Source organism: Sphingomonas sp. GC_Shp_3 (assembly GCF_026540945.1).
In the GTDB taxonomy this organism is placed as follows: Bacteria; Pseudomonadota; Alphaproteobacteria; order Sphingomonadales; family Sphingomonadaceae; genus Sphingomonas.
Genome location: NZ_JALNUT010000001.1, coordinates 909,602 through 932,813 on the forward strand (window position 1 = coordinate 909,602; position 23,212 = coordinate 932,813).

A 23,212-nucleotide genomic window follows, 5' to 3' on the forward strand; every position below is an offset into this window, starting at 1 on the left:
ACGCTAGATCAGCGCGGCTGCGGCTTCGATGATGGGCACGAACTTGGCCGCGGTCAGGCTCGCTCCGCCGACCAGAGCACCGTCTACGTCAGGCCCACCGAGTAGCTCGGTGGCATTTTCGGCCGTGACCGAGCCGCCGTACAGCACGCGCATCGACGCTGCATCGGCGCCGAGCAGTTCGGTCAGCATCGCGCGGATCGCGCTATGCATGGCGGAGATTTGCTCCAGCGTCGGGGTATGGCCACTGCCGATCGCCCAGATCGGCTCATAAGCGACGGAGAGCCAGCCCGAGGCCGCGCCCCACGGCATCGATGCGCGTACCTGCCCGGTCACCGTCGCCACCGCTTTGCCTGCGTTCCGCTGATCCGACGTTTCACCGACACACAGGATCGCGGCGAGTCCATGGCGCAGCAACGCCTCCGCCTTGGCTTTGACATCGGCGTCGGTCTCGCCGCACCCGGCCCGCCGCTCGCTGTGCCCGATGATCGCGAAGCTGGCCCCCGCCTCGCGCACCATCGGCGCTGAAATAGAGCCGGTGAACGCACCGTGATCGATCGCGTGAACGTCTTCCGCGCCGATCGCCAGCCTTGGTGCGCGGGCGTGCGCCGGCCCGATCAGGGTCGCCGGCACGCCGATGCCGACGTCCACCGCATGGGTCGCGGCCGCCGCCGCAGCGATGGCGTCGATTTCGGCGAGCGCGGCAAGATCGCCGTTCATCTTCCAGTTGCCGGCGATCAATTTCCTCCGCGCCATCGCGAGCGTTCCCCTTTTCGATGTTTGTTGCAGTGCGATAACGTGCCTGGTGAGCGGCACAAGCTTGAAGCGGCACGCCTCCGCCCGTAAAGCAGCCGCCGAGTTCGCCTTCAATAGATCGGCCCATCGCCCTTATGCTCAGTTTCTTTCGTCGCCTGACCCACTCCAAGGTTGGCGTCGTCATCACCATCGGCGGGCTGATCGTGCTCGCGCTGATGTTCCTGCTCAGCGACGTGACCGGCGTGATGGGCGGTGCGGTCAGCAGCGCCAACTCGGGTGATTCGCTTGCCAGCGTCGGTGGCCAGAAGATCGGCGCGAACGACGTGCGCTCCCGCGCGCAACGCGAGCTTGAAGCGTATCGCCAGCAGAACCCGAACGTCGATATGGCGCAATATGTCACCGGCGGCGGGGTTGACGGTGTGTTCAATCGCCTTGTCGACACGATCTCGCTGGAGGTGTTCGGACACAAGCAGGGCATGGTCATCAGCAATCGGCTGGTCGACGGGCGGATCGCCAGCATCCCGCAGTTGCAGGGGCCGGACGGAAAGTTCAGCCAGGACGCCTACGACCGCGCGCTGAAACAATCGCATCAGACCGACGCCGCTCTGCGCGCCGATATGAAGCAGGGCATGATGGCGCAGTTGCTCGTCACGCCGCTGCAAGCCGACAATACGCCCGTGCCGAAGTCGATCGCGCAGATCTATGCCGGGTTGCTGCTGGAGAAGCGGCATGCACAGATCGCAGTGATCCCGAGTGCCGCGCTTGCCACCGGCCCCGCACCGAGCGATGCCGACCTTGCTGCGTATTACAACGCCAACGCGGCCCGCTATTCGGTGCCCGAGCGGCGCACGATCCGCTACGCCAACGTCTCCGCCAAGACGCTGACCGATCCAGTCACGGTCAGCGATGCCGAGATCGCCAAGGCCTATCAGGCGCAGATCGCGAACTTCCGTGCGGTGCAGCGCCGTACCGTCACGCGCGTTATCGTCGGCGATGCCGCCGCTGCGAACGCGCTGGCCGCGAAGGTCAAGTCGGGCACGCCGATCGACGCCGCCGCGCGTGCCGCCGGGCTCGAACCCGCGACGCTGAAGGCGGCGGAAAAGAGCGCGATCGCCGCCCAGACCTCCGACGCGTTCGCCGATGCCGTCTTCGCCGCCGCCAAGGGCGCGGTGGTCGGACCGGTCAAGGGCACGCTCGGCTATGTGGTCGGCCGCGTCGACAGCTTCGACGATCGCGGCGAGGTATCGCTCGCCGCCGCGACGCAGCAACTGCGCGAGCAACTCACCACGCAGAAGAAGAACGATCAGCTTCGCAAGATCCATGACGCGCTCGATGATGCGATCTCGAACCATGCCACATTCGATCAGCTCGTCACGCGGCAAAAGCTGACGGCGGAAACCTCCCCTCCTGTGGTGGCGAGCGGCGCCGATCCAGCGCATCCCGATGCGAAGGTACCGCCGGCGGCCAAGGCGATCGTCGACGCCGGGTTCGCCAGCCAGCCGGGCGACGCACCGCAGTTGGTGCCGATCGACGCCGACACTTTCGCCGTCGTGTCGACCGCCAAGGTGTTCCCCGCCGCGCCGCCGCCACTTGCCGCCATTCACGACGCGGTCGCGCACGATCTGACGATGGAACGTGCCGCCAAGGCTGCGGGTGATGTCGCGCGCAAGGTGATGGCGCAGGCTAACGCCGGCACGCCGCTCGCCAAGGCGGTGGCCGCCACCGGGCTGAAGCTGCCGCCGATCCAGCCGCTCGACAAGTCGCGTGCGGAACTGGCCGCTGCGCAGGGTGGCGTTCCGGCGCCGCTCGCGCTGATGTTCGGCATGGCGGCGCACTCGGCCAAGGTGATCGCCGCACCCGGCAACAACGGCTGGTTCGTGATCTGGCTCGATCGGATCGACCGGGGCAACGCCGCCAATCGGCCCGACATCATCGCAGCGACCCAGTCGGACGTCGGCAAGGCGGTCGGTGGCGAGTATGTGCAGCAATTCGTCAAAGCGGTGCGCGGTACGGTCAAGGCGAAGGTGGACGCCGCCGGTCTCGCCAAACTCAAGGCAGCAATGCTCGGGCAGGAGACGACCGATCAGCCCTGATCGCGATGACGGCACGGCAGCGGCGATCGCGGCGCTTGGCGCCGGACGGCCTGCCCTGCTGTGGCGGCGCCAGATCGCCGATACAGAAACTCCTGTCGCCGCCGCGCTGAAGCTGATCGAGCCGGGCCGGGGCGACTTCCTGCTCGAATCGGTGGAGGGTGGCGAGACGCGCGGGCGGCACAGCCTGATCGGCCTCGCGCCCGATCTGGTGTTCCGCGCACGCGGACAAGCGGCGGAAATCAATCCGCACTGGCTAAGCGATCGGGAGGCGTTCGCCCCCGCCGCGAAGGCGACGCTCGCGGCATTGCGCGACCTCGTCGCATCGTGCCGGATGGACGTGCCTGCGGAACTGCCCCGCGCGCTTGCCTGTCTGGTCGGCTACTTCGGGTACGAAACCGTTGGTCTGGTCGAGACGCTGCCGCGCCCGACAGCCGATCCGCTTGGCCTGCCCGATATGGTTTTCGTGCGGCCGACCGTAATCCTGATCTTCGACCGGCTTGCCGACGCGCTGTTCGTGGTCGCGCCGGTCTGGCCCGACCCGACGCGCGACGCGCACGCGATCGTCGCCGAGGCAGCGGGGCGGATCGACGCGACCGCCGCGCGGCTCGCCACCACCACCCTGCCCGCGCCGGTGCGTGCGAACGATTTGCCCGATCTCGCGCTCAAGCCGACATTGCCAGCAGGCCGCTACACCGAGATGGTCGAGCGGGCGCGCGAGTACATCGTCGCCGGTGACATCTTCCAGGTCGTACTGGCGCAGCGCTTCACCGCGCCGTTCCCGTTGCCGCCGTTCGAGCTGTATCGCTCGCTTCGTCGGATCAACCCGTCACCCTTCCTCTACCATCTCGATCTGCCGGGCTTTGCGCTGATCGGTTCGTCGCCGGAGATCCTCGTCCGCGTGCGCGATGGCGAGATCACGATACGCCCGATCGCCGGCACCCGCCCACGCGGCAAGACCGCGGCCGAGGACGAGGCCAATCGCACCAGCCTCCTCGCCGATGCCAAGGAGCGTGCCGAGCATCTTATGCTGCTCGATCTTGGCCGCAACGACGTCGGCCGGGTCGCAAAGGCGGGTAGCGTCCAGGTGACCGCAAGCTACACGACCGAATTCTACAGTCACGTCATGCACATCGTATCCAACGTCGTTGGCGAACTGGCTCCCGAGTCCGATGCGCTCGACGCGCTGTTCGCGGGCTTTCCTGCGGGTACCGTCAGCGGCGCTCCAAAGGTGCGTGCGTGCGAGATCATCGCCGAACTCGAAGGCACGGTGCGCGGCGCCTATGCCGGTGGCGTTGGCTATTTCTCACCGGACGGGTCGATGGATTCGTGCATCGTGCTGCGTACCGCCATCGTCAAGGACGGCGTGATGCATGTCCAGGCCGGAGCCGGCATCGTCGCCGACTCGGTGCCTGCTTACGAACAGCGCGAGTGCGAGGCGAAGGCGGGTGCCCTGCTTGCCGCCGCACGGGAGGCGATCGCACGCGCGGGCGAGACGGGCTTCGGGCAGTAGCGCCGCAGCGAAGCGGCGCTCCGCGATCAGGCGAGCGGCTGGTTCGGCACGGGTGCGAACAGCCACGCCTCTGCATCTTCGATGCTCGAGAAGGTTGCCGCATCCTGACGCACCTGAGCGACGCGTTGTGCCTGCATGCGCGCCAGCGACGCGCCACCGACCACCGCGACCCGACGTGCTTTCAACGGCACCGCCAGCATTTGCGTCATGAACGCCCCGACCACGTCTTGCGACTGGATCACAGCTTTACGCGCATCGAACAACAACACGTAATCGCCCGACCTGTACCCGAGGGAACGGACCAGTTCCTGCTCCTGACGGAAGAATGCGGCGACCTCTTCCACCTCGAGGAACCCTTCGAGCGTCGCCCGAACTAACGCCCGCGATGTATCCGTCTCGATAGTCAGCATGTCGGTTCGCCCCGGCTACTCATCCTGCCCCGGTACATGAAGGAGATTAATGCCGCGATTATGGTGCGGTCGGGTCGATTGACTGACCGTTGCGCTTGGCGACACGCTCTGCTGTCCAGTTTTGCAGCATCTGCGTGGTGCACCCGGTCTGCCCGCCCGTGCCTACCGGCGAACAGGTATCGGGCAGGCCACCTGCCTCACGACCGACTTGATCCATCATCGCCGTGCGGTTGACCCAGCTCTGATTCTGCGCCGGGATCGGCTTCTTGTCGCGCAGCGGCTTGGGGATGCGAAACGGCTCGTCAACGCGTGAACATACCACCACCTCATCCGGGGTGCTCGCCTTCGGGCATGGTGTCGTGCCGGTCAGCGCGATGTTGCGAATGCGCTTCACCGGCTGTCCGGTCTCCGCCTGCTCTGCCACGCCGGCGTGATCCTCGCGTGCCATCACGTCCGCGGCAGTGATGGTGTCGCCCGATTGCGCGGCGGGCTTGGCGGTCGTAGCCGGTGCCTGCGCGGCGGCCATCATCGGCAAGGTCAGGGCAGCAACGAACATCAGGGCGCGAACCATCGTGATAATCTCCTTGCGGCCCGAACGCTCGGACCCGGCGAAACGCTCCATCCGGAATAGAGCAGAACGCCGCCGAAAACGCGGCCAAATCGGGGCGGTGTTGCGCTGTGTGTCACAAAGGCTATGGCAAGCGTCATGATCCTCGTCATCGACAATTACGACAGCTTCACCTGGAACCTCGTCCATTACCTGATGGAACTGGGCGCCGAGGTTAAGGTCGTGCGCAACGATGCGCTCACCGCCGCCGACGCGGTCGCGAGCAACGCGCAAGGTTTCCTGATCTCGCCCGGCCCGAAATCCCCCAACGAGGCCGGCATCAGCCTCGATCTCGTCGCCGCCTGCGCGGACGCCGGCAAACCGCTGATGGGCGTGTGCCTCGGGCATCAGGCGATCGGCCAGCATTTCGGTGGCAGCGTGGTGCGCGGCGGGCTGATGCACGGCAAGACCTCCCCCGTCACCCATGACGGGACCGGCCTCTTCGAAGGCTTGCCTTCCCCGTTCACCGCCACCCGATATCATTCGCTGATCGTCGAGGATCTACCGGCCGGCCTGATCGTCAACGCGCGCGCCGACGATGGATCGGTGATGGGCGTGCGGCATGAAACCCTGCCGATCCACGGCGTACAGTTTCACCCCGAGAGTATCGCCACCGAACACGGCCACGCGCTGCTCGCCAACTTCGTGCGACTGTCAGGCATCGACGTGAGGGCGCTCGCGTGACCACGATCGCTCTGCTCCCCGACCCGGAGACGCCGCTGTCGCGCGAAAGCGCTGGCGAGGCGTTCGCCACGATCCTCGATGGCGCCGCGCCGGACGATCTCACCACGGACTTTCTGACCCGTCTGGCGATCCGCGGCGAGACCAGCATCGAAATCGCCGCCGCCGCCCGCGCGCTTCGCGAACGGATGATCGCGATCGACGCCCCTAAAGACGCGATCGACGTGTGCGGCACCGGCGGCGACGGGCACCACACGCTCAACGTATCAACCGCGGTTTCGATCGTCGTAGCCGCGTGCGGCGTGCCCGTTGCCAAGCACGGCAACCGCGCAGCCTCCTCAAAAGCGGGTGCTGCCGACACGCTGGAGATGCTGGGACTCGATCTCGACCGCGCGGCGCGGGATGCCGAGGGGAGCCTTGCCGACATCGGCATCGCGTTCCTGTTCGCCGCCAGTCATCACCCCGCGATGAAGCGCCTCGCGCCGATCCGGCGCGCGATCGGCCGACGCACAATCTTCAATCTGATGGGTCCTCTCGCCAATCCGGCGCGCGTGACGCGCCAGTTGATCGGCATCGCCCGCCCGGATTACGCCACCACCTATGCCGAAGCGCTGCGCGATCTCGGGACCGAACGCGCGCTGGTCGTCGCAGGTGAGGACTCGCTCGACGAGCTGTCCTGTGCCGGATCGAGCGTCGCGGTCGCGATCGGGCCGCTCGGCCTCGGCGACCGGATTACGCCCCAGGATGCCGGCCTGCCCTGCCATCCGCTTTCCGCCATTCGTGGTGGCGATCCGGCCCACAACGCGCGCGCGCTGCGCGCGTTACTGCAAGGCGAGCGCGGGCCGTACCGCGACGCCGTTCTCCTCAACGCCGCAGCCGCAATGATCGTCGCAGGCACCGCGGATACCCTGAGCGAAGGCGCGGAAACCGCCGCCGCCGCGCTCGACGATGGGCGCGCGAATGCGCTGCTCGACAGATGGATCGCTTACCGATGACCGACGTGCTCGACCGTATCCTCGAAACCAAGCGCGCCGATGTCGCCGCGCGTAAGGCGACCACGTCGCTCGCCGAACTGGATCAGCGCATTGCCGCGCGCACGAAACCGCGCGGGTTCCGCGCCGCGCTCGATGCGAAGGCGCAAACCGGCTATGCGTTGGTTGCCGAGATCAAGAAGGCCAGCCCGTCCAAGGGTCTGATCCGCGAGAATTTCGATCCGCCCGCCCATGCGGCCGCTTACCAAGCCGGCGGCGCGGCATGCCTGTCGGTGCTAACCGATGAGCCATGGTTCCAGGGATGCGACGACTATCTCACCGCCGCACGTGCGGCTTGCACGCTGCCGGTGCTGCGCAAGGACTTCATGGTCGATCCATGGCAAGCGCCGGAATCGCGCGGTTTGGGAGCGGACTGTATCCTGCTGATCGTCGCCGCGCTCGACGATGGTCTGCTCGCCGATATCGAAGCGAGCGCGATGGAGTGCGGCATGGACGTACTGGTCGAGGTCCACGACGCCAAGGAGATGGAGCGCGCCTTGAAGCTCAAGTCGCGGCTGATCGGCGTGAACAACCGAAACCTGCGCGACTTCACTGTCGATTTCGCCCGCACCTATGAACTGGTGTCGAGAGCACCGAAGGACTGCACCTTCGTCGCCGAAAGCGGTCTGACGACGCGTGCCGATCTCGACGCGATGGCCGAACACGCTATCAAATGCTTCCTGATCGGCGAGGCGCTGATGCGGCAGGACGATCTCGAAGCCGCAACGCGGGCGCTGGTCGGATGAGTAATCTGACGCATCTCGACGAGAGCGGTGCCGCGCACATGGTCGATGTCGGCGGCAAGATCGTCACCGCGCGACAGGCAATCGCCACCGGCCGCATCACCATGTCGCCAGAGGCGGCGCATGCGATTCGCTCAGGCACCGCGCTGAAAGGCGACGTGCTGGCCGTCGCTCGCATCGCTGGTATTATGGCGGCGAAACGCACCAGTGAGGTGATCCCTTTATGTCATCCATTGCCGTTGACCCGGGTCGCGATCGATCTCGTACCCGAGACAGATGGCGTGACCGTGACCGCCACCGCCGCAACCGAGGGTAAGACCGGCGTCGAGATGGAGGCGCTCACCGCGGCGAGCGTGGCCCTGCTGACGATCTATGACATGGCGAAGGCGATCGATAAGGCGATGGTGATCTCCGGCATCCGCCTGCTCGAGAAGCGCGGGGGCAAGTCGGGCGACTGGAACGCTCCGACCCAGGTGTCCGCCTGAATGGCAGCGCTACTACCGGTTGATGAGGCTGTTGCGCGATTGCTGGCGTTGGCGGCTCCGGTCACACGTGAGGATGCCCCGATCCGGCTCGCTGCCGGCCGCTGGGCTGCCGCCGACGTACCTGCGCTCCGCACGCAACCGGCGAGCGACTTGTCCGCGATGGACGGCTATGCGCTGCGTTTTGCTGATCTAAACGGCCCGCTGTCCGTGATCGGCGAAAGCGCCGCCGGCAGACCATTCGACGAGGCTCTTCGCCCGGGCGAAGCCGTCCGTATTTTCACTGGGGCTGCGATGCCCGACGGCTCCGACACCGTATTGGTACAGGAAGAAGCACGTCGAGACGGCGAACGCCTGATCGTGACCGGCGACGGCCCGGCGCGGCTCGGCCGTAACGTTCGGCGTAAGGGGCTGGATTTCACCGCGGGCGACATACTGGTCGCGCGGGGTGAGCGGCTCACGCCGGCGCGGATCGCCGTGGCGGCCACCGGCGGACACGGCACGTTGCCTGTGCACCGGCCGTTGCGCGTGGCTACGGTCGCGACAGGAGACGAGCTGGCGGTTCCAGGCGCGCCGCTGTCACCGGGCGCGCTGCCGGAATCGAACGGTGCAATGCTCGCGGCGATGCTTGCCGATCTCCCTGTCGAGATCGTCGACCTCGGCATTCTACCCGATCGTCTCGACACCATCACCCAGGCATTTGCGGCGGTTCGCGCGGACATTCTCGTCACCACGGGTGGCGCATCGGTTGGCGATCACGATCTGGTCCGACCGGCGCTCGAAGCTGCCGGTGGGAAGCTCGACTTCTGGAAAATCGCGTTGCGGCCGGGTAAGCCCATGCTCGCGGGGCGATTGAACGACGTGGTCGTGCTCGGCCTCCCGGGCAATCCCGTGTCCGCTTTCGTCACTGCGACATTGTTCCTGCGTCCGCTCATTGCCCATATGGCTGGGGCCGCCCAACCCCTGCCGCGCCGCGCTTGCGCAGTGTTGGGCGAAGATCTGCCTGCCAACGATCACCGCGCCGACTATCTACGCGCCGAAACGCGCGGCGGTCGCGTGTACGTCGCCGCAATTCAGGACAGTTCGATGTTACGCACGCTCGCGCGCGCTGACTGCTTGGTTATCCGCCCGCCCAATGCTCCGGCGGCAAAAGCCGCCGACTCGGTGGAAATCCTGCCGCTTTCGTGATGGATCGGCCTTGACGAGGGTAATTTCGTTCCATATTGGTTCCTCATCTGTTCGGATGGAGGAACGTCGATGCTCACTCGCAAGCAGCACGAGCTGATTTGCTTCATCAATGATCGCCTTGAGGAGACCGGCGTCTCTCCTTCCTTCGAGGAGATGAAGGAGGCGCTCGACCTCAAGTCGAAATCTGGCGTCCATCGCCTGATCAGCGCGCTGGAGGAGCGGCAATTCATCCGCAGACTGCCCAACAGAGCACGCGCCCTCGAAGTGCTGCGTATGCCGGAGCGGATCGCACCGGCAAAGAAAGTGGCTTCGCTGCCTGACCCGGCCGCCGCTTCCAACGTCCGCACCGTGCCGCAACCTGCGAACGATGTGATCGAAATCCCGTTGCATGGCCGCATCGCTGCCGGTGTGCCGATCGAGGCTTTCGAGGGGCAGTCTATGCTTGCAGTCCCAGCTGCCTTGCTGGGCGGTGGTGAACATTACGCGCTCGAAGTCGCCGGCGATTCGATGGTCGACGCCGGCATCCTGGATGGCGACTACGCGCTGATCCGGCGCACTGAGACTGCGCGGGACGGTGAGATCGTGGTGGCGCTGATCGAAGAGGCGGAAGCCACACTTAAGTATTTCCGCCGCGAGGGCGCGATGGTTCGGCTTGATCCTGCCAATCGCTCCTATGACCCGCAGCGCTACGCACCCGCGCAGGTGCGGATCCAGGGTAAGCTCGCCGGGTTGCTGCGCCGCTACGATTGATCCGCCATGGGTGGCGGTCGCCCGGCTGGTTAACGGTGGTCACGGTAGCGGTCGAGAACGTCACCGCCACGCCACCGGTTTTCGCCAGCATCGCCTTGTTGAGCTTGAGCCAGCGTGGGCGGCAGGCACGTGGCAGGTTGCGATCACTAATGACGATATCGACGGTCGTGCATAACGGCACGAGTTGTTCGGTTGGAACGAAGTAGCCGCTTCGTGTCGCCAGAATGCGCCAGCGCCGACCGCCGCTGCTGCGCTGAACGAGGCACACGTCCCGGCTGCACCGCGCATCTGGCTGCTCGGACAGCAGCAACGGCACGCCCACTATACCACCATTCTCGGCAAAGGTGTTTGCGGTGTAGTCGCCAGTTCGGTCGCGCAGCACGGCGAGATTGCCGCCGGCTGTGCGAATAGCAGCATGTCGACCATCGCTGGTTACCAGCAAATCCGGAACGGGCGTGAGCAGCGCCCAAGTCGCGCCGATCACCAGCGGCACGGCACCGATACGCCGCCACCGCGTCCGCCACAACGCGATCCACAAGCCGCCCACGACCATCAGCGCGTAGGCGCCGGTCGGCATCGCTGGGATGGAGGCAACGGCTCCCGGCAGCGCGGCGACCGAGTGCGCGATCCACAACAGCAGGTCGAGAGAACGGGCCGTCACCCACCAGAACGGCCAGCCCGCGCCAATTTCGTCGAACACCAGCGCGAGCGCTTCGAACGGCATGGTGACGAACGTGGTGAGCGGGATCGCGATGATGTTGGCGACCGATCCATACACGCCGGCCCGGTGAAAATGGAACGCAGAGATCGGGATCAGCGCCAGTTCAACAACCGCGCCGGTGAACAACAACGACAGCAGCCCACGCGCCATCGCCTGCCACCGCTTCTCCTCATGCGGGCCGAACCAGCGCTTCACTGCCGGATGTTCATGCAGCGACACGATCGCCGCGACCGCCGCAAACGACAGTTGGAAGCTCGGGCCAGCCAGTGCCTCCGGATACAGCACCAGCACCACGAACGCACCTGCCGCAACCAGTCGCAACGTAATCGCCTCACGCCCCATCATCAGCGCCGTCAGCACCAGCAGCGCCGCCACGCATGATCGCACCGTCGGCACCTCCGCCCCGGTCAGCAGCGTGTAGCCGATCGCCGCGACCGCTCCGGCGCCAGCCGAGATCATCGGCACGCGCCAGCGCAAGGCGACGCAGGGGCTGAGCGCCAGTAACCGCCCGACGATCAGCATCACGGCACCGACTGCGGCGGTTATGTGCAGCCCGCTGACCGACAGCAGATGCGCCAACCCCGATCTGCGCATCGCATCGGCGTCGCCCTCTGAAATCGCGTATTGGTCGCCTGTCGCCAGCGCTGCCGCGATCGCGCCCGCTCCTCCGGGGGCGCTATGCTGGATATGAAGCGATAGCGCCGCGCGAAGGCGGCCTAGCCCCAATCCACTGCCGCGCGTTCCGGGGGTCAGCACCGTCACCGGCGCGAGCCCGCGACCGGTCGCGCCGATCCCGTCGAACCAGGCGACACGCGCGAAATCATACGCGCCAGGCACCGCCGGACCAGGCGGCGGCATCAGCCGCGCGCCGAGCCGGATCGTCGCCCCCTCGTTCATCCCCGCTGGCACATCGCCGCTTGCAAGATTGATCCGGAGGTGCGCGGGCAGACTGGGCTCAGGGCGTCTGCCATCACCGATGACGCGCAGTGGCGCGAGCCGCAGCCGTACAAGGTCGCGCGCGGCAAGCGGCTCGATCCGCTCCACCCGCGCCTCGAACCGCGCGATGACCGGTGCGGCGATCGGCACCACACCGACGGACTCAGCGCGCGCCCATATCAGTAGAACCCCAAAAGCGGTCAGCATGGCTCCCGCGGCAAGCGCCCGCCCGGCCCGTCCGCCACGCCCCACCGCGAGCGCGGCAAGCGACACCCCGCCTGCCACCAGCGCAACGACGCTCCACGCAAGTGGATCGGGCAGCACGAGCCACAGCGCGATGCCGAAACCCAGCATCACCGGCAGCCACAGCACCAACTGATCGCGCTCGGCCTCTAGCCAGCGCTCGATCGCGACCCCAAATGCGACGTGCCAGCCGATTTGAAGCGGCCGGGGTCGCGTGCTAGGGGCGGCGTCGGCTGAACTGGCCATCGTTTTCACGTCTGGGAGACAGCGCGGTTGAGCGCAATATCTGATAGCGCGTCGGCCGAAATCGCCACGCCCCGTACCGCAAAGGTCGTCACCCGGTTCGCGCCGTCACCGACCGGTTATCTGCACATCGGCGGCGCCCGTACGGCGTTGTTCAACTGGCTTTACGCCAAGCGCATGGGCGGCACGTTCCTGCTGCGGATCGAGGATACCGACCGCGCCCGCTCGACCCAGCCGGCGATCGACGCGATCCTAACCTCGATGCGCTGGCTCGGCCTTGATTGGGACGGCGACGCGGTGTTCCAGTTCCAGCGTGCCGGGCGGCATGCCGAGGTCGCACACCAGATGGTCGCGAACGGTCATGCCTATCGCTGTTACATGACGCAGGACGAACTCGCCGAAATGCGCGCAGAGGCGGAAGCGGCCAAGCGGCCGTTACGCGTGCGCAGCCCTTGGCGCGACCGCGACCCTGCCGAGGGTGGCGACAAGCCGTACGTGGTGCGCCTCAAGGCGCCGACTGACGGTGCCACCACGATTGTCGATCAGGTACAGGGCAGCATTACCGTCCAGAATGCCGAATTGGACGATCTCATCCTGCTGCGCTCGGACGGCACGCCGACCTATATGCTCGCGGTGGTGGTGGACGATCACGATATGGGCGTGACGCATGTCATCCGTGGCGACGATCACCTCAACAACGCGTTTCGCCAGCTTCCCATCATTACAGCGATGGGGTGGCCCGAACCGGTCTATGCGCATGTGCCGATGATCCACGGACCTGACGGCGGCAAGCTTTCCAAGCGGCACGGCGCTGTCGGTGTCGAACACTACCGCGACGAACTCGGCATGTTGCCCGAGGCGGTCGACAATTACCTGCTGCGGCTCGGCTGGGGGCACGGCGATGACGAGATCATCAGCCGTGCGCAGGCTGTCGAATGGTTCGACCTGTCCGGCATCGGGAAATCGCCGTCGCGCTTCGACATCAAGAAACTGGAAAATCTCAACGGTCATTACATCCGCGAGGCGGATGATGCGCGATTGGCCGACCTCGTCGCCGGGCGATGCGATCCCCCTCTCGCGGACGCGCAACGCGCGGTGCTGGAGCAGGCGATGCCTTCGCTGAAACCCCGCGCGGCGAGCCTGATCGAGCTGGCGGACGGCGCGCAATTCCTGTTCCGCAGCCGCCCGCTTGAGATCGCACCGGAGGCTGCGCCGCTGCTCGCCGGAAACGCGTCACAGCTCCTTGCTGCACTGCACACGGCGCTTGACGCGCTCGACCGCTGGGATACGGAGAGTACCGAGTCTGCGGTTCGGCAGGTTGCCGAGGATGCGGGGGTCAAGCTTGGCCAGGTCGCGCAGCCGCTGCGCGTCGCCTTGACCGGCCGCAAGACCTCGCCCGGCATCTTCGACGTGCTTGTGCTGCTTGGGTGCGATGAAAGCCTGGGCCGGATCGCCGATCAGATAAAGAACTGAATAGAGGAACTGAAACCGATGACCGACACCGCGAAACTGAGTGTAGCCGGCAAGGACGTTGAGAACGCGGTGCTTTCGGGCACGGTTGGCCCCGACGTGATCGATATCCGCAAGCTGTATGCGCAGACCGGCATGTTCACGTACGATCCCGGCTTCACCTCGACGGCGAGCTGCGACTCCGCGATCACCTATATCGACGGCGACGAGGGCGTGCTGCTCCACCGCGGCTATCCGATCGGCCAACTGGCGGAACAGTCGACTTTCATGGAGACGTGCTACCTGCTCCTCAACGGAGAACTGCCGTCGAAAGACGAACTTGCCAAGTTCGACCACACTATCACGCGCCACACGATGCTGCACGAACAGCTCGCCACCTTCTACAAGGGCTTCCGCCGCGATGCGCACCCGATGGCGGTGATGTGCGGCGTGGTCGGCGCGCTGTCGGCGTTCTACCAGGATTCGGCGGACGTCACCGATCCGATGCAGCGCATGATCGCCAGCCACCGCCTGATCGCCAAGATGCCGACCATTGCGGCGATGGCGTACAAATATTCGGTCGGTCAGCCGTTCATGCATCCGCGCAACGACCTCAGCTACACCGGCAATTTCCTCCAGATGACGTTCGGCGTTCCCGCCGAGCCGTATGAGGTCAACCCGATCGTCGAAAAGGCGATGGACCGCATCTTCATTCTCCACGCCGATCATGAACAGAACGCATCGACCTCGACCGTGCGGCTTGCCGGTTCGTCGGGTGCGAACCCGTTCGCGTGCATCGCGGCGGGTATCGCCTGCCTGTGGGGCCCGGCGCATGGCGGCGCCAACGAAGCGGCGCTCAACATGCTGCGTGAGATCGGCACGCCCGACAAGATCCCGGAGTATATCGCGCGCGCCAAGGACAAGAACGATCCGTTCCGCCTGATGGGCTTCGGCCACCGCGTGTACAAGAACTACGATCCGCGCGCGACGGTGATGCAGAAGACCGTGCGCGAGGTGTTCGAGTCGCTCAACGTCACCGATCCGGTGTTCGAGACGGCGCTGCGGCTTGAGGAAATCGCGCTCAGCGACCCGTATTTCATCGAGAAGAAGCTGTTCCCGAACGTCGATTTCTACTCGGGCATCATCCTCTCGGCGATCGGCTTCCCGACGACGATGTTCACCGCGCTGTTCGCACTCGCCCGCACCGTCGGCTGGGTCGCGCAGTGGAACGAGATGATCTCGGATCCGGCGCAGAAGATCGGCCGTCCGCGCCAGCTCTACACCGGCGCCACCCAGCGCGATTACGTGCCCGTCAGTGGCCGCTAAGAACGCGATCCGCGTCGTGCTCCTCATCGCCGGCGTGGCTGCGCTGGCGATGGGGCTGCTGTGGATCGGTCAAGGGCTTGGCCTGATCCGCTGGCCGGCGTCGAGCTTCATGATCGATGAGCGCCGCTGGACGCTGTACGGCGCGGTGCTGGTCGTTGCGGGCGTGCTGCTGATCGCCAGGAACCGGCGCATCCGCTGAACCTAGGGAGCTGGTTCCAAGCGGCTGACTCGCTCGGGCTGACCGACATACTGCCTGGCGCAGCGATCCTACAGCCAGTTCAGCCGCTTGAACCGCCAGTACAGCACGCTGCACACTACCACGATGATGACGAGCGTCAGCGGGTAGCCATATTCCCACTTCAGCTCGGGCATATGTTCGAAGTTCATGCCATAGATGCCGGCGATCGCGGTCGGCACCGCCAGGATCGCCGCCCAGGCGGCAAGCTGTCGCGTAATGTCGCCGGTACGCTGCCCCTCCAGCAGGTTGCTGATCTCGAACACCGACGTCAGCACGTCCCGCAAGCCGTCGACCATCGATTGCACGCGCCGAATATGGTCGAGCACGTCGCTGAAATACGGCCGCGCCTCAGGGTCGATACACGGCAGCTCGAGCCGAACGAACTTGCCCGCCACCTCGCCCATCGGCACCAGCACGCGCTGGAACCGCATCAGTTCACGGCGCAGTGCGAAGATGCGCGCCACCTCGCCGCGGTTGAGAAACGTATCGAGTGCACGCCGCTCCATTGCGATCACATCCTCCTCGATCGTTTCGACAATGGGCAAATAGCCATCCGCGATGAAGTCGAGGATCGCGTGCAGCACGTAGTCGACACCCTGCGCGAGGAGGGTCGGCGCTTTTTCAAGATTGTCGCGCAGGCTGACATGCTTGCGCGGCGACCCGTGTCGGACACTGATGATATGGCTGTGCCCGACGAAAATTGACGTTTCGCCGTAGATGATCTTGTCACCCTCAAGATGCGCGGTGCGCGCCACCACGAAGACCTGATCGCCATAGACGTCGACCTTCGGCAACTGATCCGCCTTGAGCGCGTCCTCGATCGCGAGCGGGTGAAGATCATACGTTTTTTGCAGACGCCGCAGTTCCGCCTCGTCCGGGTCTGCGATCCCGATCCACACGAATTCGGATTTGTCGTGCGCGCAGTCGACCTTTTCTTCGATGTCAATCTCCCGCACCCGCGCCCCGTGGCGGTACAAATAGGCGGCAATCACGCTCATCGGCAAAGCCCTTGGTAGTCCAGTATGGCGCGCGGTAGCAGACCGTTAGCGTGCCGTCAGCGTCTTCGCGCAAAACATCGACGCGGACGTCAGGTTGCGGCATAGCGGCGCGATGCCGCGCGAGATCACCGCTTATTCCAATCCGCTCATCAAGCGCATGCGTGCGCTTCGAGAAAAGCGTCACCGCCGCGAAGAAGGGCTGTTTCTCGCCGAGGGATTGCGCATCCTGACCGAGGCACGCGAGAGCGGCCGGTTGCCGATCTACCTTTTCTACGCTCGCGAAAGTGCCGCGCATCCGCTGGTTCGCACCTTAATCGAGCAGGTCGAGGCTGCCGGTGGCGAAGCGATCGAGACGGTGGCTGACATCCTGTCGAAGCTGTCCGGCAAGGACAACCCGCAGGCCGTGGTTGGCGTGTTCGAGGAGTTCACACAGCCTCTCACCGCGCTTGACCGTCAAAGCTCGGGTATTTGGCTGGTAGCGGAGCGGCTACGCGATCCCGGCAATCTCGGCACGATCCTGCGCACGGGAGACGCAGTCGGCGCAGGCGGGCTGATCCTGATCGGCGAATGCGTGGATCCGTTTTCCGTCGAGGCTGTGCGTGCCAGCATGGGAGCGTTGTTCACCGTGCCGATCGTGCAGAGCGGCTGGGACGCGTTTCTCGCCTGGCTACGCGCCGGTGCGGGGCAGCTCGTCGGGCTGAGCCTCGATACCGACCAACATTACCGAACCGCGACGTACGCGAAGCCAACATTCCTCCTGACCGGTAATGAGGCGCAAGGCATGCCGCCGGAATATGCCGCCGCCTGCGATCTGCTCGTCAAGATTCCCATGCTTGGCAAGGCGGACAGCCTGAACGCGGCGGTGGCGACCGCGGTGATGGCCTATGAAGTGTTGGCCCGCGGGTAAGCGGCGCACGGCAAACCTGTACCTGACACTACAATGACATTCAGCAACGATACGAATCGCGGTGCTTAGAACCAAGTTACTCGATGAGCTTGGAAAGGATCGTTCGATGAAGAGTCTGAAAATCGCGGCCGCTGTTGGCCTGATGGTTGCTGGCGTGGGCGTCTCCACCAGCGCGGATGCGCAGCGTTACGATCATGGCGATCGGCGCGACTGGCGCGGTGGCCATCATGACGGGCGGGACTGGCGCGATGCTCGTCGTGGCTATTACGGCCATGATCGCGGCTACGGCTATGGCCGTAGCGGCTATGGTTATAATCGCGGTTGGCACGGCCGGCGCGATTGCCGGACGACCTATCGGTATCACCGCCCCGTGACGGTCTGCTACCGCTAAGAAGCACAGGGGGGCGGCGGAGCGATCCGCCGCCCTTCTTACATCAGTCGCCGGTCAGGATGCGGTCGACCAGTTCCTTCACCGTCGGCACGAAGCCGTTCGAGTAGAACGGGTCACGCTTGAACTGATAGGCACCATGCCCGGCGAACATCAAATTCTGTTCGACGTCGCCGCCATGCGCGATATCCTGCAAAGTCTTCTGGATGCAGAAACTGCGCGGATCGGCCAAACGCCCGGTCGAGTTGGTCTCGCTATCCGCCCAGGACGAGAACGAGCATTGGCTGAGGCAGCCCATGCAATCCGCCTGATCCTTGCGGATAATGCCTTTCTCTGCGGGAGTCACGAAAACCAAAGTATTGTCCGGCGTCTTGAGCGCGTCGGTGAAACCTGCGCCGAACCATTCGCGCGCGCGCAGCAGATCGTTACGCGTCACCCAGAAGTTTTTGCCCTTCACGCCGACATCAAGCTGGAACACGTGGTCGCCCGCTTCCTGCGTCGAGAAGGCGATCTGCCGGTCCGACCGCGCTTCGAGCTGGCGGAGAAACGGGTTAAGCACTGCGCTCGAATAGAAACCGGTCGGCGAAAATTTGTGCAGCAGCACCTCGCCTTCCTGGATATTGGTCAGCCGCGCCTTCCATGCCTCGGGAATCGGGCTTTCCTTGGTCAGCAGCGGGCGCGTACCGAACTGAAAGGCGATCGTGCCGAGTTCGGGATTGTCGATCCAGTCGCTCCAGTCGCGTAGGTACCAGACGCCGCCCGCCATCACGATCGGCACCTCGTCGGAAATGCCGCCCTCGCGCATCGTGTCGCGCAGCGCTTTCACGCGCGGATAAGGATCTTCGGGCTTGCGCGGATCTTCCGCATTGGACAGGCCGTTATGCCCGCCGGCCAGCCACGGGTCTTCGTACACCACCGCCGCCAGCCACTCGGACGCCTTGGAATAGGCGCGCTTCCACAGAGCGCGAAATGCCCTGCCCGAGCTGACGATCGGCAGATAGCTGACGTCGTAGGACGACGCGATCTCGGACAGTTTATACGGCATGCCCGCCCCGCAGGTTACGCCCGCAACGAGGCCGCGCGTGCGCTCCAGCACGCCATGCAGGATACGCTGAGCGCCGCCCATCTCCCACAGGACGTTGATGTTGATCGCACCCTTGCCGCCAGCGATGTCGAATGCACGGCGCACCTGCTGTACGGCACCCTCGATCGCGAACTCGATCAGTTCCTCATGCCGCTCGCGCCGGGTCAGCGATTTATACACCTGCGGAATGATCTTGCCGTCGGGATCGTAGCTGTCGGCGTTGACCGCCGACACGGTACCGATCCCGCCTGCCGCCGCCCAGGCGCCCGCGCTCGCGTGATTGGTCGCGGCGACGCCTTTTCCGCCCTCCACCAACGGCCAGACCTCGCGGCCGTTGTACATGATGGGCTTCAAACCTTTGAACACCGAACTCTCCCGGAAACAACTCAAACCGTCCTATAGCGGATCGTCAACGCTTGACGAGAGGCTTGCGGCTCACCCCAAGGCGCCGGGCCGACCCATTGCCCCGGAATAGAGCGCGGCGTAGCGCGCGATCATCACCGCCTCGTCATATTCGGCGACCGCTTTCACGCGGTTCTGCTCGCCCAGCCAGATCCGCGCTGCCGCGTCCGCCCCCGCGATCGACTGCAGCGCGTCACGGATTCGCACTTCATCCGAAGCGTGCTGGATGTACGGCAGGTTTGACGGTGCGACCATGTCGAGAATGTCGCCGACCGGCGGCGCGACGATCGGCAAACCCGCCGCCATGCCCTCCAGGATCGATATGGGAAACTGCTCGCTGCGGGATGACAAGGCCATGATATCGAACAGCCCGACATAGCGGTGCGGCTCGGGCAGGAAGCCCGGCATCACCAACTGGTCCGCCAGCCCCATCGCCTCGGCCGTGTCGAGGATTGCCTGTCGCTCCGGCCCCTCGCCCACCACCACCAGTCGCGCGCGCGACGCCATGCCGCCGACCGCGCGCACCAGCAGGGGCAGGTTCTTCACCGCGCGGAGTCCGGCGAGCGTGCCAATCACGATCTCGCCCGGCTTGCGGCGGAAACCGGGGATCGCGTTCGGTGCTGGCGCTACCGCGTAGCGTGCGGTGGCGATGCCGTTGGCGATGCGGTGAACGCGCGTCTCCGGCTGCTTCCATGTCTTTCGCGCGATCGTCTCAAGCGTCTTCGACGGTACCACCAGCGCGTATGCGGCGCCGAGCGCGATGCGGCGGTATAGATTGCGCTGGGGCTTCAGGCCGTCCGCTTCATCCTCGTTAAAGCCGTCCTCGTGGTGAACGACCGGCGGACCCTTCGATCCCACCACCCGACGCGCCATCACCCCATCGATACCGCCCCAATTATAGGTCAGAACGAGATCGAAGCGTCGCATGAAACGCGCGATCTCTTCATAGCGCTTCACCGACGGCCGGCCGGTCAACGGCGGCGCAGCCTGCGCGAGTTCATAGGAGATGCCCGGCGCGATCGCGTCGCACGCGCCATATTGGTCTGGCATCGATGAGACGATGGTGTGCCGCGCCCGCTCGCCGAACGCATTCATCAGCCGGACGGCGCGCGCCTCCTTGCCGCCGAGGCTAAAGCTGGAATGGAGGTGGAGGATGTGGACCGCAGGCATCGCGAAGCCTCCTGCCCGCTTTCTCTCTCGGCTTTCAAGGCTCAGGCGGAAAAAACGGCCTTATCGACATGCGTGATGCGGCAGGCGAGATCCGCCTCGCCGCTCGCCACGACATAGTGATCGCCCGCATCAGCGATGCCGGTCGTGAACACCACATCGTTAAGGTACATCAGATCCTTGATCGGCTCGGTCAGTTCGGGGGATGCCTCGAGCAGCGGCGTGTCGCTGGTCGCCACCACCACAGAAGGATCGTCACGCTCTAGCACCGACCAATAGGTGCGATAGATGCCCACCACCCCTGACGGCTCGACGCCATGCCAGAGCGTCAGCCAGCCACGGTCGGTCAGCACCGGCGGCGCACCACCTCCCATCCGCGCGGTCGCAAGCGTCTTGGCATGCGGACGAATGCCGGGCTTGTCGTACGGCTTCCAGTGCAGTGCGTCGGGTGATGACGCGAGATTGATCGACGGTCCTGCCCGCCACTCGCTGCCGGGAGGATAGGCGAAGTAGAGGTCACCCAACGGCCGGGTCTGCGCGAAATACTTGCCGTCGATCTGCCCTTCGAAGATCAGCATGTCCTTGTTCTGGTGATCGAGCACGATCCCCTCCAGCTGCCAGTCGAGCGCATTGTCTGACGTATACAGCGTGGTCGAATGTCGCTCCGGGCTGACCGAGCAGGTCGTCATCAGGTACCGATCGCCGACCTGGCTGATCCGCGCATCCTCCACCCCGTAGCATTGGTACGATGCGCGCGGCGCGATGGCGCGGTCATAATGCACGTCCACGACCTTGGTACCATCTGCGGACAGCTCGACCGGCAGCAACCAGGAAAGCGAGGTCAGCGCCATGACCTTCCACCCGCCGCCGCGCATCATGAACTTACGCGGGTCGGCGGTATCGACATAGTCGATCGGCCAGGCGTCGAGCACGTAAGCGCCCTCGTCCCAGCGGATAGCATGGATATGCTGATTGACGATCGGCCGCTTCAACGCCTCCGCCACCCGCACCATCAACAGCAGATTGCCGTTTCGAAGCCGCGTCATGCCGGGGTTGAACGCGCCCAGCACATAGGTTTCCGCATCGACCTTCCCCGCCAGTGGAGACCGCGCGAGATCGACGTCGCGCGGGTCGAACACGATCTGGTCGAATGCCACCCCCTTACTCCTCGCTGATGCGAGGGGCGACGACGACGGTCTGCACCACCGCCCGGCGCGGCTGCGTCAGTGCATAATACACTGCGACCGCGATGTCCTCGGACCGGAGCATCTTGTCGTTACGCACCATCTCCTTCTGCGCGTCGGCATCCTTGTCGGGGTAGTGCATGTCGGACTGGGTCAGCGCTGGCTCGACCAGCGTAACGCGGATGTTCTTCGGGCCGAGTTCCCTTCGAAGCGCTTCGGCAAACCCGGCGATGCCCGCCTTGATGCCGGCGTACACCGTCGAACCCGGCCCGAGGATGTGCGAGGAAACGGAGCCGATCAGCACGATGTCACCACCTGCCTCGCCGATCGCCTCCACTGCGGCATGCGCGCTGGTTAGGTATGCGGTAAAATTGGTGGCGATCGCATAGCGCAAGTCGCTGTCGCTCATGTCCGACAGGCCCTCCGCCGGGATCGCCGCGTTAATGACCGCAACGTCCAGTCCGCCGAGCCATTCGGTCGCCGCCTTCACGTAACGCTCGGGCGCGCCCTGCTCCGCGAGATCGACGGTGGTGCCGGCGCCCGCGCCAACCTCGTTGAGCCGCCCGACCGCATCGGCGAGATGTTCGGGCGTGCGGCCGCAAACGTGGAGGCGCGCGCCCTCGCTCGCCAGCAGCACCGCGATGGCACGACCGATCCCGGTGGTGCCGCCGGTCACGAGGATGCGCTTGCCTGACAGGTTGGAAACGGCGGTGTGCGCGTCGGCGAGATCAAGCATGTACAGCTCCCGTAAAGTCCCGGGGAAGACGGTTCAGCCCGCCTCCGGTTCCCCGATGTGGGCCAGCAAACGGTCGATCGCCGCCACCGCTTCGGGTTCGCACAGGCTCGGCGCGTGGCCGACGTTGGGCACAGTGACGAGTTCGGCCCGGTCCAGCGTCGCCACCATCCGCGCCGCCGTGCGCGCCGACAGCAGATCGGACAGGCCCCCGTGCACCACCAGCGTCGGTACGCCCTGCAGCCGCGCGAGCGCGCCCCACATATCCGGCCCCGCCTCGTTCCCCGGCACGCGAAACGGTTCGGCGATCTTCATGTCGTAATCGAGCACGATGCGGCCGGCGCTGTTCACCCGGTACAGCCGCTTGGCCATCGCCAGCCAGTCCTCGATGGCGTAAGCCGGAAACGCATCGGCGTTGGCCTCGGCGACCGCACGTGCGGCGTGCAGCCAGGTCGGCCAGCTGTTCGATTTGCCGACGTAGCCACGGATGCGCAGGATGCCCGCCGCTTCGATCTCCGGCCCCACATCGTTGATGAGCGCACCGGCCAACCGCTCGTGCGCCGCGCCCGCCAGCAGCATCGTCAGGATGCCGCCGAGCGAAGTTCCGAACGCAATGAAACTCTCAAGCCCCAATTCAGCGAGCAACGCTTCGATATCCTGCACGTACGTCATCGGCACGTAGGTCATCGGGTCCTTCGCATAGGCGCTCTCGCCGCGCCCGCGCAGATCCAGCGCGATCACCCGCCATTGGGGCGACAAGCGCATCGCGAGATCGTCAAAATCGCGCGCGTTGCGTGTCAAGCCGGGGATGCAGACGATCGGGGGGCGCCCATTGCCGCCCGCATAGTCACGGTAGTGCAGCCGCAGCCCGTCGTTAGACCACCAATAGCGGTTTTCGTAAGCGGGCATGGTTGCGTCCTCGGCTGCGGCGCACCCATATCGCGG

At 65.4% G+C, this 23,212-nt stretch carries 22 protein-coding genes and 1 pseudogene; 13 read left to right on the forward strand and 10 right to left on the reverse strand.

Annotated elements, in window-relative coordinates:
• Window positions 1–3 precede the first annotated feature (3 nt).
• Window positions 4–753: a triose-phosphate isomerase gene (tpiA, locus tag OXR00_RS04490; protein WP_267386849.1), complete on the reverse strand. Its 750-nt coding sequence runs from the start codon at window positions 751–753 to the stop codon at window positions 4–6.
• A gap of 134 nt (window positions 754–887) precedes the next feature.
• Here tpiA and OXR00_RS04495 point away from each other — a divergent pair, with 134 nt between their 5' ends.
• Both OXR00_RS04495 and trpE read left to right on the forward strand, forming a co-directional pair.
• Complete coding sequence (locus OXR00_RS04495; protein WP_267386850.1) at window positions 888–2,846, forward strand: peptidylprolyl isomerase; 1,959 nt, start codon at window positions 888–890, stop codon at window positions 2,844–2,846.
• On the forward strand, window positions 2,731–4,356 hold the full coding sequence (trpE, locus tag OXR00_RS04500) for an anthranilate synthase component I (RefSeq protein ID WP_267386851.1): 1,626 nt from the start codon (window positions 2,731–2,733) through the stop codon (window positions 4,354–4,356). The genes OXR00_RS04495 and trpE overlap by 116 nt, the downstream gene beginning before the upstream one ends.
• Before the next feature lie 26 nt (window positions 4,357–4,382).
• On the opposite strand, the gene OXR00_RS04505 is transcribed toward trpE, so the two are convergent.
• Entirely contained in the window at window positions 4,383–4,766 is a 384-nt protein-coding gene (locus OXR00_RS04505; protein WP_267386852.1) for a hypothetical protein, read from the reverse strand.
• 58 nt (window positions 4,767–4,824) lie between these two features.
• Window positions 4,825–5,337: a hypothetical protein gene (locus OXR00_RS04510; protein ID WP_242146644.1), complete on the reverse strand. Its 513-nt coding sequence runs from the start codon at window positions 5,335–5,337 to the stop codon at window positions 4,825–4,827.
• Between the two features lie 135 nt (window positions 5,338–5,472).
• On the opposite strand from OXR00_RS04510, the gene OXR00_RS04515 reads away from it, so the two are divergent.
• The 6 genes from OXR00_RS04515 to lexA all read left to right on the forward strand — a co-directional run bounded on the left by OXR00_RS04515 (window position 5,473) and on the right by lexA (window position 10,248).
• Window positions 5,473–6,057 carry an aminodeoxychorismate/anthranilate synthase component II gene (locus OXR00_RS04515; protein ID WP_267386853.1) on the forward strand — a complete coding sequence of 195 codons (585 nt, stop codon included), beginning with the start codon at window positions 5,473–5,475 and terminating at the stop codon, window positions 6,055–6,057.
• Entirely contained in the window at window positions 6,054–7,049 is a 996-nt protein-coding gene (gene trpD, locus OXR00_RS04520; protein ID WP_267386854.1) for an anthranilate phosphoribosyltransferase, read from the forward strand. The genes OXR00_RS04515 and trpD overlap by 4 nt, the downstream gene beginning before the upstream one ends.
• Window positions 7,046–7,831, forward strand: a complete 786-nt coding sequence (gene trpC, locus OXR00_RS04525; protein ID WP_267386855.1) for an indole-3-glycerol phosphate synthase TrpC — start codon at window positions 7,046–7,048, stop codon at window positions 7,829–7,831. Before trpD ends, trpC begins: the two co-directional genes overlap by 4 nt.
• On the forward strand, window positions 7,828–8,313 hold the full coding sequence (moaC, locus tag OXR00_RS04530) for a cyclic pyranopterin monophosphate synthase MoaC (RefSeq protein WP_267386856.1): 486 nt from the start codon (window positions 7,828–7,830) through the stop codon (window positions 8,311–8,313). The genes trpC and moaC overlap by 4 nt, the downstream gene beginning before the upstream one ends.
• Window positions 8,314–9,498, forward strand: coding sequence for a gephyrin-like molybdotransferase Glp (glp, locus tag OXR00_RS04535; RefSeq protein WP_267386857.1), 1,185 nt, complete (start codon window positions 8,314–8,316; stop codon window positions 9,496–9,498).
• 69 nt (window positions 9,499–9,567) lie between these two features.
• On the forward strand, window positions 9,568–10,248 hold the full coding sequence (gene lexA, locus OXR00_RS04540; protein WP_267386858.1) for a transcriptional repressor LexA: 681 nt from the start codon (window positions 9,568–9,570) through the stop codon (window positions 10,246–10,248).
• A 571-nt stretch (window positions 10,249–10,819) separates the two neighbouring features.
• On the opposite strand, the pseudogene OXR00_RS04545 reads toward lexA, so the two are convergent.
• Window positions 10,820–12,394 (reverse strand): annotated as a pseudogene (locus OXR00_RS04545) (ComEC/Rec2 family competence protein); the annotation flags it as partial.
• A 27-nt stretch (window positions 12,395–12,421) separates the two neighbouring features.
• Here OXR00_RS04545 and gltX point away from each other — a divergent pair.
• Genes gltX through OXR00_RS04560 form a run of 3 tightly spaced genes read left to right on the forward strand, consistent with a single transcriptional unit; the run spans window position 12,422 to window position 15,365 of the window.
• On the forward strand, window positions 12,422–13,864 hold the full coding sequence (gltX, locus tag OXR00_RS04550) for a glutamate--tRNA ligase (RefSeq protein ID WP_267386860.1): 1,443 nt from the start codon (window positions 12,422–12,424) through the stop codon (window positions 13,862–13,864).
• An 18-nt stretch (window positions 13,865–13,882) separates the two neighbouring features.
• Window positions 13,883–15,166, forward strand: a complete 1,284-nt coding sequence (locus OXR00_RS04555; RefSeq protein ID WP_242146652.1) for a citrate synthase — start codon at window positions 13,883–13,885, stop codon at window positions 15,164–15,166.
• On the forward strand, window positions 15,156–15,365 hold the full coding sequence (locus tag OXR00_RS04560) for a hypothetical protein (RefSeq protein WP_267386861.1): 210 nt from the start codon (window positions 15,156–15,158) through the stop codon (window positions 15,363–15,365). Before OXR00_RS04555 ends, OXR00_RS04560 begins: the two co-directional genes overlap by 11 nt.
• A 68-nt stretch (window positions 15,366–15,433) precedes the next feature.
• Here OXR00_RS04560 and OXR00_RS04565 read toward each other — a convergent pair whose 3' ends face one another.
• Window positions 15,434–16,402, reverse strand: coding sequence for a magnesium and cobalt transport protein CorA (locus OXR00_RS04565; RefSeq protein WP_242146654.1), 969 nt, complete (start codon window positions 16,400–16,402; stop codon window positions 15,434–15,436).
• Between the two features lie 112 nt (window positions 16,403–16,514).
• Here OXR00_RS04565 and OXR00_RS04570 point away from each other — a divergent pair, with 112 nt between their 5' ends.
• Together OXR00_RS04570 and OXR00_RS04575 are read left to right on the forward strand one after the other, a co-directional pair.
• Window positions 16,515–17,309, forward strand: coding sequence for an RNA methyltransferase (locus OXR00_RS04570; RefSeq protein ID WP_267386863.1), 795 nt, complete (start codon window positions 16,515–16,517; stop codon window positions 17,307–17,309).
• A gap of 106 nt (window positions 17,310–17,415) precedes the next feature.
• Entirely contained in the window at window positions 17,416–17,700 is a 285-nt protein-coding gene (locus OXR00_RS04575; protein WP_267386864.1) for a hypothetical protein, read from the forward strand.
• Between the two features lie 43 nt (window positions 17,701–17,743).
• Here the strand turns inward: OXR00_RS04575 and OXR00_RS04580 are convergent, their stop codons facing one another.
• From OXR00_RS04580 to OXR00_RS04600, 5 genes are all read right to left on the reverse strand, one after another.
• Window positions 17,744–19,147, reverse strand: coding sequence for a nitronate monooxygenase (locus OXR00_RS04580; protein WP_267386866.1), 1,404 nt, complete (start codon window positions 19,145–19,147; stop codon window positions 17,744–17,746).
• Between the two features lie 69 nt (window positions 19,148–19,216).
• Entirely contained in the window at window positions 19,217–20,353 is a 1,137-nt protein-coding gene (locus OXR00_RS04585; RefSeq protein ID WP_267386868.1) for a glycosyltransferase family 4 protein, read from the reverse strand.
• 41 nt (window positions 20,354–20,394) lie between these two features.
• Window positions 20,395–21,507 (reverse strand): glycosidase, encoded by a 1,113-nt coding sequence (locus OXR00_RS04590; RefSeq protein WP_267386869.1) that lies wholly within the window; start codon window positions 21,505–21,507, stop codon window positions 20,395–20,397.
• A gap of 4 nt (window positions 21,508–21,511) precedes the next feature.
• On the reverse strand, window positions 21,512–22,270 hold the full coding sequence (locus tag OXR00_RS04595) for an SDR family oxidoreductase (RefSeq protein WP_267386870.1): 759 nt from the start codon (window positions 22,268–22,270) through the stop codon (window positions 21,512–21,514).
• 33 nt (window positions 22,271–22,303) lie between these two features.
• Window positions 22,304–23,176, reverse strand: coding sequence for an alpha/beta hydrolase (locus OXR00_RS04600; protein WP_267386871.1), 873 nt, complete (start codon window positions 23,174–23,176; stop codon window positions 22,304–22,306).
• Between the last annotated feature and the right edge of the window lie 36 nt (window positions 23,177–23,212).

What these genes read in the sequence shown, in the direction of transcription:
- tpiA (WP_267386849.1), bottom strand. Translation starts at nt 753, where the DNA reads ATGGCGCGGAGGAAATTGATCGCCGGCAACTGGAAGATGAACGGCGAT.
- OXR00_RS04495 (WP_267386850.1), top strand. Translation starts at nt 888, where the DNA reads ATGCTCAGTTTCTTTCGTCGCCTGACCCACTCCAAGGTTGGCGTCGTC.
- trpE (WP_267386851.1), top strand. Translation starts at nt 2,731, where the DNA reads ATGTGCAGCAATTCGTCAAAGCGGTGCGCGGTACGGTCAAGGCGAAGG.
- OXR00_RS04505 (WP_267386852.1), bottom strand. Translation starts at nt 4,766, where the DNA reads ATGCTGACTATCGAGACGGATACATCGCGGGCGTTAGTTCGGGCGACG.
- OXR00_RS04510 (WP_242146644.1), bottom strand. Translation starts at nt 5,337, where the DNA reads ATGGTTCGCGCCCTGATGTTCGTTGCTGCCCTGACCTTGCCGATGATG.
- OXR00_RS04515 (WP_267386853.1), top strand. Translation starts at nt 5,473, where the DNA reads ATGATCCTCGTCATCGACAATTACGACAGCTTCACCTGGAACCTCGTC.
- trpC (WP_267386855.1), top strand. Translation starts at nt 7,046, where the DNA reads ATGACCGACGTGCTCGACCGTATCCTCGAAACCAAGCGCGCCGATGTC.
- moaC (WP_267386856.1), top strand. Translation starts at nt 7,828, where the DNA reads ATGAGTAATCTGACGCATCTCGACGAGAGCGGTGCCGCGCACATGGTC.
- glp (WP_267386857.1), top strand. Translation starts at nt 8,314, where the DNA reads ATGGCAGCGCTACTACCGGTTGATGAGGCTGTTGCGCGATTGCTGGCG.
- lexA (WP_267386858.1), top strand. Translation starts at nt 9,568, where the DNA reads ATGCTCACTCGCAAGCAGCACGAGCTGATTTGCTTCATCAATGATCGC.
- OXR00_RS04555 (WP_242146652.1), top strand. Translation starts at nt 13,883, where the DNA reads ATGACCGACACCGCGAAACTGAGTGTAGCCGGCAAGGACGTTGAGAAC.
- OXR00_RS04565 (WP_242146654.1), bottom strand. Translation starts at nt 16,402, where the DNA reads ATGAGCGTGATTGCCGCCTATTTGTACCGCCACGGGGCGCGGGTGCGG.
- OXR00_RS04570 (WP_267386863.1), top strand. Translation starts at nt 16,515, where the DNA reads ATGCCGCGCGAGATCACCGCTTATTCCAATCCGCTCATCAAGCGCATG.
- OXR00_RS04575 (WP_267386864.1), top strand. Translation starts at nt 17,416, where the DNA reads ATGAAGAGTCTGAAAATCGCGGCCGCTGTTGGCCTGATGGTTGCTGGC.
- OXR00_RS04585 (WP_267386868.1), bottom strand. Translation starts at nt 20,353, where the DNA reads ATGCCTGCGGTCCACATCCTCCACCTCCATTCCAGCTTTAGCCTCGGC.
- OXR00_RS04595 (WP_267386870.1), bottom strand. Translation starts at nt 22,270, where the DNA reads ATGCTTGATCTCGCCGACGCGCACACCGCCGTTTCCAACCTGTCAGGC.
- OXR00_RS04600 (WP_267386871.1), bottom strand. Translation starts at nt 23,176, where the DNA reads ATGCCCGCTTACGAAAACCGCTATTGGTGGTCTAACGACGGGCTGCGG.